7 protein-coding genes are annotated in these 12,503 nt (G+C 60.2%); all 7 read left to right on the top strand.

The annotated features are described in order from the left end of the window. Nucleotides 1-3 precede the first annotated feature (3 nt). The 7 genes from xdhA to Q8L25_RS30390 all read left to right on the top strand — a co-directional run bounded on the left by xdhA (nt 4) and on the right by Q8L25_RS30390 (nt 12,500). Nucleotides 4-1,470, top strand: coding sequence for a xanthine dehydrogenase small subunit (gene xdhA / locus Q8L25_RS30420; RefSeq protein ID WP_308922946.1), 1,467 nt, complete (start codon nt 4-6; stop codon nt 1,468-1,470). Between the two features lie 10 nt (nt 1,471-1,480). Continuing rightward, nucleotides 1,481-3,835: a xanthine dehydrogenase molybdopterin binding subunit gene (xdhB, locus tag Q8L25_RS30415; RefSeq protein ID WP_308922945.1), complete on the top strand. Its 2,355-nt coding sequence runs from the start codon at nt 1,481-1,483 to the stop codon at nt 3,833-3,835. Between the two features lie 3 nt (nt 3,836-3,838). Then, nucleotides 3,839-4,906: a xanthine dehydrogenase accessory protein XdhC gene (gene xdhC / locus Q8L25_RS30410; protein WP_308922944.1), complete on the top strand. Its 1,068-nt coding sequence runs from the start codon at nt 3,839-3,841 to the stop codon at nt 4,904-4,906. A 9-nt stretch (nt 4,907-4,915) separates the two neighbouring features. Then, complete coding sequence (gene guaD / locus Q8L25_RS30405) at nt 4,916-6,232, top strand: guanine deaminase (RefSeq protein ID WP_308922943.1); 1,317 nt, start codon at nt 4,916-4,918, stop codon at nt 6,230-6,232. A gap of 43 nt (nt 6,233-6,275) precedes the next feature. Beyond that, on the top strand, nt 6,276-7,763 hold the full coding sequence (locus Q8L25_RS30400; protein ID WP_308922942.1) for an adenosine deaminase: 1,488 nt from the start codon (nt 6,276-6,278) through the stop codon (nt 7,761-7,763). 672 nt (nt 7,764-8,435) lie between these two features. Beyond that, on the top strand, nt 8,436-10,655 hold the full coding sequence (locus Q8L25_RS30395; protein WP_308922941.1) for a TonB-dependent receptor domain-containing protein: 2,220 nt from the start codon (nt 8,436-8,438) through the stop codon (nt 10,653-10,655). 159 nt (nt 10,656-10,814) lie between these two features. After that, entirely contained in the window at nt 10,815-12,500 is a 1,686-nt protein-coding gene (locus tag Q8L25_RS30390; protein WP_308922940.1) for a bifunctional metallophosphatase/5'-nucleotidase, read from the top strand. The last annotated feature ends 3 nt before the right edge of the window (nt 12,501-12,503 follow it).

The raw sequence follows: 12,503 nt of genomic DNA, 5'->3' as shown, positions 1-12,503 counted from the left end.
AGCATGTCAGAACCGATTCGTTTTTATTACCGTGGCGCCGTGCAGGAAGTACGCGATGCCGCCCCCACGCAGACTGTATTGCAGCATCTGCGCGAGGACCTGCATTGCACCGGCACCAAGGAAGGCTGCGCCGAAGGCGATTGCGGCGCCTGTACCGTCGTCGTCGCCAGCCTGGTCGACGGCCAGGTGGAAATGAAAACCGTGAACGCCTGCATCCAGCTGACGCCCACGCTGGACGGCAAGGCCCTGTTTTCCGTGGAAGATCTGCAACAGCCGGACGGCGCCCTGCATCCGGTGCAGCAGGCGATGGTGGAATGCCACGGCTCGCAATGCGGCTTCTGTACGCCCGGCTTTGTGATGTCGTTGTGGGGCATGTATCTGAAAAAAGACGGCGCCGCGCCCACGCGCTGCGAGATCGACGATGGACTGTCCGGCAATCTGTGCCGATGCACAGGGTACCGCCCGATTATCGATGCGGCCAAACGCATGAGTGAATTGCCGAAAGTGACTTTTGACCGCGATGCGCTGGCCCTGCAACTACAAGGCTTGCAGCGCGACCATCTGCATACCTATGCGGCCCGTGGCCAGCAATTCCATGCGCCACGCACCGTCGACGAACTGGCGCAATTACGTGCCGACAAGCCACAAGCCACCTTGCTGGCCGGGTCCACCGATGTGGGCCTGTGGGTCACCAAGCAATTGCGCGAGCTGGGCGAGATCATTTACCTGGGCAATGTCGCGGCCCTGAAAACCATCGCCCCGCAAGATGACATGCTGGAAATCGGCGCCGGCGCCAGCCTCAACGACGCGTATGCGGCGCTGTGCGAGCATTACCCTGAGGAATTATCGGAACTATGGCAGCGCTTTGCCTCCTTGCCGATCCGCAACGCCGGCACCCTGGGCGGCAATGTGGCCAACGGCTCGCCGATCGGCGACTCGATGCCGTGGCTGATCGCGCTGGGCACGCAGATCGTGCTGCGCGGTAGCGCCGGCCAGCGGACCATGGCGCTGGAAGATTTTTACCTGGGCTATCAAAAGAAAGACCTGCGGCCCGACGAATTTGTCGCAGCGCTGAGGGTGCCGCTGCCGCGCGCGCAAGTAAAATTCCGCACGTATAAGCTGGCAAAACGGTTTGACCAGGATATCTCGGCCGTGTGCGCCGCGTTTGCTTTCGAGCTCGACGGCGAGCGCATCGTCAACGCACGTATCGCCTTCGGTGGCATGGCCGCCACGCCGCAGCGCGCCACGCAAACGGAAACTTTCCTGCGCAATCAGGCGTGGACGGAGGACAACCTGGTGATCGCCATGGGCTTGCTGGCCGACGACTATGCGCCGCTGTCCGACATGCGCGCCTCCAACAGCTATCGCATGACGACGGCGCAAAACCTGCTGCGCCGCTTCTGGCTGGAAACACGCCACAGCGCGCCGCTGCTGCGCGCCTCATTGAACGCCTACGCTTGCCGCGCCTGAAAGGACCAGCATGAACCATCCTGTCACGCCTGAACTGCAAGCGGCCGCCTGGGCCGCCGTCGGCAAATCGAGTCCGCATGAATCGGCACAACTGCATGTGCTGGGGCAGGCGACCTATACCGACGATATTGCCGAACTGCAGGGCACCTTGCACGCGGCCTTGGGCCTGTCGCAAAAACCGCATGCGCGCATCAGCGCCATGGATTTATCGAAAGTGCGCGCCAGCGCCGGCGTGACCGCCGTGTTCACGGCGCAAGATATTCCCGGCACCAACGATTGCGGCCCCATCATCCATGACGACCCCATCCTGGCGGCCGAGCTGGTGCAATACGTGGGCCAGCCGATCTTTATCGTGGTGGCCGATACGCATGACCATGCGCGCCGCGCCGCCCGTCTGGCGCAGGTGACGTATGAAGAATTGCCGGCGATTATGACGCCGCAGGCGGCGAAGGCGGCGCAGTCATATGTGCTGCCGCCGATGCGGCTGGCGCGCGGCGACTGCCAGGCCGCATTTGAAAACGCACCGCATGTGGTCAGGGGCCAGCTCTATGTGGGCGGGCAGGAGCAGTTTTATCTGGAAGGCCAGATTTCCTACGCGATCCCGAAGGAAGCGCAGGGCATGCTGGTGCTGTGCTCGACCCAGCACCCGAGCGAAATGCAGCACGTGGTGGCGCATGCGCTGGGCGTGCATTCGCATAACATCACGGTCGAATGCCGGCGCATGGGCGGCGGCTTTGGCGGCAAGGAATCCCAGTCGGCGCTGTGGGCGGCGGCCGCGTCGATTGCGGCGGCGAAACTGAAACGCCCCGTCAAACTGCGCGCCGACCGCGACGACGACATGCTGGTCACGGGCAAGCGCCATTGCTTTTATTATGAATACGAAGTGGGCTATGACGAGACCGGCAAGATCCTTGCCGCCAAAGTCGACATGACCTCGCGCGCCGGCTATTCGGCGGATCTCTCCGGCCCGGTCGCCACGCGCGCCGTCTGCCATTTCGACAATACCTATTATTTGTCCGACGTCGATATCCGTGCCGCCTGCGGCAAGACCAATACCCAGTCGAACACGGCGTTCCGGGGTTTTGGCGGGCCGCAGGGCGCGATCGCCATCGAGTATGTGATCGATGAAATCGCGCGCCATCTGCGGCGCGATGCATTGGATATTCGCCTGCTCAATTTCTATGGCCGCGACGGCAGCGAAGGGCGCAATGTCACGCCGTATGGCCAGGTGATCGTCGACAATGTGATCCATGAACTGGTGGCCGAGCTCGAGCAGACCAGCGACTACCGCGCGCGCCGTTTTGCCATCGACGCGTACAACGAGTCCAGCCCGGTGCTGAAAAAAGGCCTGGCATTCACGCCATTGAAATTCGGCATCGCCTTCAATGTCAGCCATCTGAACCAGGCCGGCGCCCTGGTGCACGTGTATGTCGACGGCTCGGTGCTCGTCAACCACGGCGGCACGGAAATGGGGCAGGGCATCAATACCAAGGTGATGCAGGTGGTGGCGCATGAGCTGGGCCTGGACCTGGAACGGGTGCGGGCCACCGCCACCGATACCAGCAAGGTCGCCAATACCTCGGCCACGGCGGCCTCCACCGGCGCCGACCTGAACGGCAAGGCGGCGCAGGATGCGGCGCGCCAGATCCGCGAACGGATGAGCGACTACGCCGTCAAACTGTATGGCGGCGCGGCGGCGGACGTGCGCTTTTTCGACAACAATATCCACGTCAACGGCCATGTGCTGCCGTTTCCTGAACTGGTGCAAAAAGCCTACCTGGCCCGCGTGCAGCTGTGGTCCGATGGTTTCTATGCCACGCCCGGCCTGCACTGGGACGCCAAGACCATGACCGGCCACCCGTTTTCCTACTACGCCTATGGCGCGGCGGTGGCCGAAGTGGTGGTCGATACGCTGACCGGCGAATGGAAGCTGCTGCGCGCCGACGCTTTATACGATGCCGGCCAGTCGCTCAATCCGGCCATCGATATCGGCCAGGTGGAAGGCGCGTTTATCCAGGGCATGGGCTGGCTGACAACGGAAGAGCTGTGGTGGAATGGCGCGGGCAAGCTGATGACGCATGCGCCGTCGACCTATAAAATCCCCGGCATTTCCGATTGCCCGGAAGATTTTCGTGTCAATCTGTTCCAGAACCGCAATGTGGAAGACAGCATCCACCGCTCGAAAGCCGTCGGCGAGCCGCCGCTGCTGCTGCCGTTTTCCGTGTTCTTTGCGATCCGCGACGCCATTTCCAGCGTCGGCGGCCATGCCGTGCAGCCACCGTTGAATGCGCCGGCCACCAGCGAGGAAATCCTCAAGGCCGTGATGGCGGTGCAAGCCGCGTCCACCGTGGCCGTACAGGAGTAACAGATGAGCGACTGGCTGACGGCACTGCCGCATGATGATGTTCCTTCGGTACTGGTGACGGTGGCGCTGGTGGAAGGCTCGGGTCCGCGCGAGGCGGGCGCCAGGATGCGCGTCACCAATGAGGGGCAACTGGACACCATCGGCGGCGGCCACCTGGAATTGCGCGCGGTGGAAATCGCCAAGACCATGCTGGCGACCGGCGCCACTCGGGCAAAACTGGAACGCTTTGCGCTGGGCCCCAGTCTGGGCCAGTGTTGCGGCGGCGTGGTCCACCTGGCGTTCGAGCCGGTTGATGGGACTCTCAACGCCATGCTGCAGGCATTGCGCGAACGTCGCCAGCAAGACAGCTGGCGCGTGATCGCGCTCGATGGCGAGCCGGCATCAAGCCTGTTCGATGCCGATGGCGCATGGCTCGGCGGCACCGCCGGCCAGGCGCCCGATACCTTTTCGCGCGAGCGCGGCACGCATGTGGCGCAGGGTAGCGACGGCCGGCGCTGGCTGGTCGACCCTTGCCTGGCGCCACGAGCGCACCTGACCTTGTTTGGCGCCGGCCATGTGGGCGCGGCCATTGTGCGTGCGCTGGCCCATTTGCCGTGCAATATCACCTGGGTCGATGAGCGCGAGGACATGTTCCCCGCGCAATTGCCCGATAATGTACGCATTGCCGCCACCGATGCGCCGGAAGAATTTGTCGCCATGGCGCCGGCCAGTGGCAGTTTCCTGGTCATGACGCACAGCCACGCGCTGGACCAGCGCCTGACGGAAGCGATCATGGCGCGCGAGGATGCAGGCTGGTTCGGCCTGATCGGCTCGCACACGAAACGCAAGCAGTTCGAACACCGCTTGCAGGCGAAGGGCGTGCCGGATGAAAAGATTGCCGCCATGGTCTGCCCTATCGGCATGCCCGGCATCCGCAACAAGGCGCCGGCCGTGATCGCCGCCTCGGTGGCCTGTCAATTATTAATGGTGTGGGAGCAAGCCGCTGAAGCGGCGCTGGCCACGCCGCTGCGGCTGGTTTCTGCCAGCACGCCACCGCGCCGCAAGTCACGCGCCGCGGTTCACCAGTCATAGAAAGAAGTCATGCCGATCGTTCCTGTTTCAGTGCAAGCTTACCGTGCCAGCTTGCTGCACTTCCACGCCGATCCCGCCTTCAGCGAGGATGCGCACGCGTTTCACACGGACGGCTTGCTGGTCGTGGCCGACGGCAAGGTGCTTGCCGCCGGCGAATACGATCAATTGTTGCCTGGCTTGCCGGCAGGTACCGAGGTCATCGACTATCGTGGCAAGCTGATTGTTCCTGGCTTTATCGACACCCACTTGCATTTTCCACAGACGGAAATGATCGCCTCGCCCGCGCCGGGCCTGCTGCCATGGCTGGAAACATATACCTTCCCGACCGAGCGCGCGTTCGAAGATCCGGTACATGCGCGCAATGTGGCCGAGTTTTTCCTCGACGAACTGCTGCGTTGCGGTACCACCACCGCGATGGTGTATGGCAGCGTGCACCCGCAATCGGTCGACGCCTTCTTTGGCGCCAGCGAAGAGCGCGGCCTGCGCATGGTGGCCGGCAAGGTGATGATGGACCGTAACTGCCCCGATTTCCTGCGCGACACGGCCGAGTCGGGGGCGCGTGAAAGCGAAGAACTGATACGGCGCTGGCACAAGCAGGGCCGTTCGCTGTACGCGATCACGCCCCGTTTCGTGCCCACTTCCACCAACGAACAGATGCACCTGGCGGGCGAACTGGCGCGCGCCTATCCGGACACCTATCTGCAGACGCACGTGTCGGAAAACGAGGATGAATGCCGCTGGGTGCGCGAACTGCATCCGCAGGCGCGCAGCTACCTCGACGTGTATGACCACTACGGCATGCTGCGCCCGCGCGCCATGTTCGGCCATTGCATCTGGCTCGACGAGCGCGACCGCGCGCGCATGGCGGAAACGTCCTCGGCGGCCGCCATTTGTCCCACCTCCAACTTGTTCCTCGGCAGCGGCCTGTTCGATTTCGAGCGGGCCGATGCGGCGAAAGTGCTGCTGTCGCTGGCCACCGATGTGGGCGGCGGCACCTCGTTCTCGATGTTGCAAACCATGAACGAAGCCTATAAAGTAGCACGCTTGAAAGGCAGCTATCTGCCCGCCTTGCGCATGTTTTACCTGGCGACCCTGGGTGCTGCACGGGCCATGCAGCTGGAAGGCACGCTGGGCAATTTCGCTGCAGGCACGGAAGCGGACTTCATCGTGCTCGACAAGCAATCGACGCCGCTGCTGGCGCGCCGCACGGCTGGCTGTCAAAGCCTGGAGGAATTGCTGTTTGCCTTCGCGCTGCTGGGCGACGACCGTGCCGTGGCTGCCACCTATTCAGGCGGGCAATGCGTGCATGTGCGGGGGCAGGGCTGACCTACCCGTTGTTCCATACGAATTATCCTGAGCGAGAACGCGAATGCACAAGAAACTCACTGGCCTGGCGCTTGGCGCCGCGCTGGCACTGACCGGAACGGCGCATGCCGCCCCGTCTTCCAACGAAGCGGCCACCGCGCGCCATTTTGCCACCCTGGTGTCGGGCGCGCAGCCGAAGACGGCCGAGTTGAGCCTGTTCTTTTCCATGATGCCCAAGGGCGGCGATTTGCATCATCATTACTCAGGCGCCATTTACGCCGAGCAATTTCTCGATTGGGTCGACAAGGAAAACTATTGCGTCAACAACACGACCTACCGCATCGAAAGCAACAAGGACGTCGTGGCGGCCGAGCGCGCCAAGCCGCCCGCGCAGCGTGGCTGCCTGTCGTCCACGGAAGTGTTTGCCGATGCGGGCCTGTATGCGGAGCTGCTGCAGCGCTGGTCGACCAAGGATTTCTATAACCACGGCGCCATCCAGACGCCGCCGGACCGTACCTTCTTTGACACCTTCGGCTACTTCGGCCCCGTCGCGTCGAGCAATACGGCCGATGGCTTGAAAACCCTGAAGCAGCGCGCCATCGCGGAAAACCTCAGCTACATCGAGACGATTTTCGAACTGTCGCCGTTCGTGCAGAATGCGCAGTTCGACCAGCAGGTGCTGGCGCCGGGCTTGCCGCCGGCAGCGTTGCAAGCCGTGCTGGCCAACTGGACGCAGAGCCTTGAGCAGGATGCCAGCTTCCAGAAAAGCATCACCGCCTATAACGACAACGTCAATGCCAGCAGCGCCGGCATCGACGACGCCAATTTCACCATGCGTTACCAGGCGTATGTGCTGCGTTTCCTGTCGCCATCGCAAGTGTTTTCCTCGATGGTGGCCGCGTTCAAGGCAGCCAGCCTGAATCCGCTGCTGGTGGGCGTGAACATCGTGGGCCAGGAAAGCGTGAATGTGTCCATGCGCGATTACAGCCTGCACATGGAAATGTTCAAGTTCCTCAAAGCAAAATATCCGAACGTCAAGATCGCCCTGCACGCCGGTGAGCTGGCGCTGGGCATGGTGCCGCCGGAAGGCATGGCATTCCATATCGCCGAAGCCATCGACGTGGCCGGTGCGGACCGTATCGGTCACGGCATGGATATCGCCTATGAGCACAATGCGCTGGCGACCATGCAGAAGATGCGTGAACGCAATATACCCGTGGAAGTGAACCTGACCAGCAATGATTACATTCTTGGTATCAAAGGCCAGGCCCATCCGGTCACCCTGTACCGCAAGTATGGCGTGCCCTTCGTCATCTCCACCGATGACGCGGGCGTGTCGCGCAATACCTTGTCGAATGAATATGTGCTGTTTGCCAGCCAGTACAAGACCGATTATGCGGAAATCAAAAAGCTGTCATATAACAGCCTGCGGTATTCCTTCCTGGCTGATGCGGACAAGCAACGTCTGCTGAAGGCGCTCGATGCCCGGTTCACCCGTTTTGAAGCCTTGATCGCAAATAGTAATCGTAAGGCAACTGTTGTAAAACCGTAAAAGTATTTCATCTCTCCTGCCTGCCACGCGACCGCAACTAGCGGTCGCGTAACCTCCTGATCTTCATAGTTACAAAACCCTCCTTTTATCCTTTTTGTTGTGCCTTTACGACAAAAAATGATGCGCTAGTAGTGCTTTCTTGCAATTATTTTCTGAAACAATTTCCAAGTGTTGCCGCTCATCTATAATTTCGCCCCGATGAGGTGAGCTTGCTCGGTTGATATAAAAAATGCGGCTTTCAGCGGTGATTTATACTTTTAATATATGAATCATTAAAATAAAACGTATTTGTCAGCCTACAGACCTTAATGCATAGTTGGACGGCGAAGAATTGAATAAGTCATTTTTGATATCGCTTTTGTGACAATTCAGGATGTCTAGCGGCTCCTGTCACATTGCGGTCATATCCGTGTAACGGATTTGAAATATTCGATCTTTATACTGCCGTGTCTAGTTGGATAGTTTCCGTGTTTCACCACAATATAAGCAAGTCAAAATCTTGTAAGTTACAACACACTCTAGGGGGTTCAAATGCAGTTCATTCAACAACCAAAATTGCGACTAAGTATGATCGCAGTGGCATGCCAATTGGCTTGCTTCGGCATCTCCACTGCGCATGCGCAAACCGCTGACGAAGCCACAAAAGTGGTCATTACCGCTAAAAAAACCGGTATGGGCCTGATGGTGACGGAAGATGCGCCAAAAGCACGCAGCACGATTACGGCAGAAGAACTGGAAAAGCAGCGTCCAACAGGCAATGCGTACGAAGCCCTGGAGATGTTGCCAGCTGTTAATAGCTACAACTACGATGCAACTGGCCTGTTCGGCGGCGGCCTGACACTGCGCGGCTTTAACTCCGACCAGATCGGCGCCACGATCAATGGCGTGCCGGTGAATGACTCCGGTAGTTTTGCCATCTACCCACAAGAATATGTCGACCAGGAAAATACCTGCTCGCAAACCGTCACCCAGGGTTCGACCGATGCCGATTCGCCACAAGTGGGCGCCACCGGCGGCAACTTTGGTATCAACACCTGCAATCCTGAAGACAAGCACCGCCTGCGCATGATGCAGACCTTCGGTCAACTGAACATGAAGAAAACCTTCGTGCGCGTCGACACCGGCCTGTTCTCGGACAAGCGCACCAAGATGTTCGTGTCCGCTTCGCATGCTGAAGCCGACAAATGGAAAGGCAAGGGCGGCGCCAAGCGCGACCATATCGACGCCGGTATCAACTACGACTGGGATCGCTTCAACTATATTCACGCCACCTTGCTGTACAACGAGGCGATGAACAACAACATCAATAACCTGACCTTGTCTGAAATTAATAAGAACGGCTATTACTTTGATTACGCCGATACCTTCCAGGGTCATCTGAAGCCGGTAAAAGGCGTTGAACAAAAAGAAACCAAGCAGTCGCCAGCCTTCTACAAACTGGGCATCAACCCGTTCAAGAATGCCATCGCCTCGGCCACGGCAAAGTTCCGCCTGAACGAAAACCTGGACCTGAAAGTATTGCCATACATCTGGTACGGCTACGGTAACGGTGGCGTGCAACAGCGCGACCAGTCGGAAAAAGGTTTCTATAACGCAGCCACTGGCTTGCGCAATGGCACCGTGGACTTGAACGGCGACGGCGATACCCTCGACACCGTCCTGGTCGCTAACGCCAGCGTCACCAAGACCTTCCGTCCTGGTGTGACCGCATCGCTGAACTGGGTGTCGGGTAACCACGATGTGCTCGGTGGCTTCTGGTACGAGCGCGCTCGCCATCAGCAAACCGGCCCGATGCTGGCATTGAGCAATGATGGCATCTCGCAAGATCCTTGGCTGCAAAACGGCCAGATCCTGCGTCCGGATGGCACGCCAGCGCAAAGCCGTAACTGGATGTCGATCTCGACCGCTTATCAGTTCTTCCTGCAAGACACGATCAGCCTGAGTGATGACAAGCTGAAGATCAATATCGGCGTGCGCAGCCCGAACGTGAAGCGCGACTTCACCAACTACGGCGACGAAGCCAACAACGTTAAACCGTACAACCTGGTCAAGAAGTACAGCACCCTGCTGCCGCAACTGGGTGCACGCTACCGCATCACCAACGATGATCAAGTGTTCATTTCGGTTGCCAAGAACGTCAAAGCACCCCCTAACTTCGTGTTTGGCAACATCGGCACCAGCGTGAAAGTGGTCAATGGCGTCGCCAACTTTGTTGGTGATGTGAAACAAGAATCGTCGTGGAACACCGATATCGGCTATCGTCACCAGGATGACAAGTTCATCGCTTCGGTGACGGCATTCTTCATCGACTTCAAGGATCGCCAGGCAACCACCTTCGATCCAATCACGCAAGCGAGCAGCTATACCAACGTGGGCCGCGTCAGCAACAAGGGCCTGGAATTCGAAATCGGCAATACGCCGATCAATGGTTGGGCGATGTACGGTTCGCTGGGTTTCAATAACAGCAAAATCAAGGATGACATGCTGTCCGCGACGAATGTGTACCTGCCGACTGCTGGCAAGGAAATGATCAACACGCCGAAGAAGAAAGCCGGCTTGTCGATCGAATACCAGAATGGCTCGTTCTGGACCCGCGTGAAAGCGCGCGCCACCGGCCAGCAGCAAGCATCGATGGTCAATGATGAAACGGCGCCAGGCTACACCACCTTCGGTATCGATGGCGGCTACACCTTTGCCAACTTCGGCTACATCAAGCGTCCCAAGCTGACGTTTAACCTGAGCAACATCACGGACAAGCAGTACCGCAATCCGTCCTCGACCACCGTCAAGAATACCCAGGCTATCCCTGGTGTAACGACGTCGGTTGATACCCAACGCTACTACCTGGGTGCGCCACGCTTCGTATCGGTCACCCTGTCGATCGATATCTAATCGACGCTGACGCGCAGCCTGCAGGCCAGGCTGTGCGCGACGTGTTGCAACGGGCCTTAGGGCCCGTTTTTCTTTTCTGCCGGCGTTGTGCAGCCGGACCTTGTTTAACCCGTTTGCGCAATGCCGCTTTCCCGGCCGTTGCGCTATGCTGCGAAGCCTATGAAAACACTGCCCTTATCCCTGATCGCGGTGGCCATCGCCGCCGCCATGACCGGCTGCGCCACCCATCCCGCGGCGCCCGTCGCCATCAACCTGGTCGCCCTGAACGATTTCCACGGCAATCTCGAGCGCAGCAAATTTACCTACATGAGTGTCGCCGATGCCGGGCGCAAGACGGTGCAGGCCGGCGGCATCGATACCTTGTCCGGTGCATTGACGGCGTGGCGGCGCGAAGATGCGCAGCTGATTTTTGTCGGCAATGGCGACCTGGTCGGCGCCAGCCCCGCCATGTCGGCGCTGTGGGCCGATGAACCGAGCATCGTCGCCATGAACATGCTGGGCATGAAGGCCAGTTCCGTCGGCAACCATGAATTTGACCAGGGCAAGGCGGAATTGCTGCGCCAGCAGCGCGGCGGTTGCGACTCCGCGCGCGCGGACAAGGCTTGCAAGTTCACGCCGGACTTCAAGGGCGCCAGCTACACCTATATGGCCGCCAATGTCATCGATACGCAAACGGGCAAGTCCCTGCTGCCCGCCTACCGCATCGAAGAGGCGCATGGCGTCAAGGTGGGCCTGATCGGCGCCGTGCTGAAAGATACGCCATCCGTGGTGACGGCCGCCGGCATTGCCGGCCTGCAGTTTGGCGATGAGGCGGACGCCATCAACGCCACCTTGCCGCAGTTGCGCGCGCAAGGCGTGGGCGTGTTCGTCGTGCTGCTGCACCAGGGCGGCGAGACGACCGAAGCCGTCGACCAGGCCGATTGCAGCCAGCTGAAGGGCGAAGTGGTCGATGTGGTCAAGCGCCTCGACCCGGCCATTCAACTGGTCATCAGCGGCCATTCGCACCAGGGTTATCTGTGCCGTGTCGATGGCCGCCTCGTGACGCAGGCACAAATGGGCGGGCATATGCTGACGCGTATCAAGCTCAAGGTCGATCCCGTCAAGAATGCGCTGATCGATGCCAGCGCGCACAACGTCGTCATGCTGCCAGGCATGTATGAGCCGGACCCGGCCGTGGCTGCCTACCTGGAATCGGTCAAGCAGCGCAGTGCGGCCGAATTGTCGCGTCCCGTGGCCGCCATCGCCGTGCCGAACGTGGGCCGCAGTACCAAGGGCGGCGGCGCTTCCGCGCTGGGCGACCTGGTGGCTGACAGCACCCTGTTCGGCGCGCGCGCTGCTGGCGCGCAAATCGGCCTGATGAATAATGGCGGTATCCGCAAGGACCTGGAAGCGGGCGCCGGCCTGATGACGAACGTGGGCCAGAACCAGGCCGTGGTGCCTTTCGGCAATACCCTGATCGTCGTGAGTCTTTCCGGCGCGCAAATTCGTACCTTGCTCGAACAGCAGTGGCCGGGTGCCGAAGCTGAGGAGAATAATCTGCTGCAGATATCGGACGGCTTCAGCTACCGCTGGGACAGCACGCGGCCCCAGGGCCAGCGCGTGCTGCCGGGCAGCATCATGCTCAATGGCATTGCTCTTGAAGACAATCAACAATACCGTGTCGCCGCCAACAGTTTCCTCGCTGGCGGCGGCGACCGCTTTACCGTGCTGGCGGCCGGCACGCGCCGGCTCGACACGGGCGTGCGCGACATCGACGCCTTCAGCAATTACCTGATCGCCCGCGCGCGCGCCGGCAAGCCCGCTGGCAGCGCCACGGCGGCCGGCCGCATCGTGCGCGTCAAATAATTT

The organism is Janthinobacterium sp. J1-1 (genome assembly GCF_030944405.1).
In the GTDB taxonomy this organism is placed as follows: Bacteria; Pseudomonadota; Gammaproteobacteria; order Burkholderiales; family Burkholderiaceae_D; genus Janthinobacterium.
Note: the sequence above shows the minus strand (reverse complement) of the source record. Positions and strands in the feature narration are given on the sequence as shown.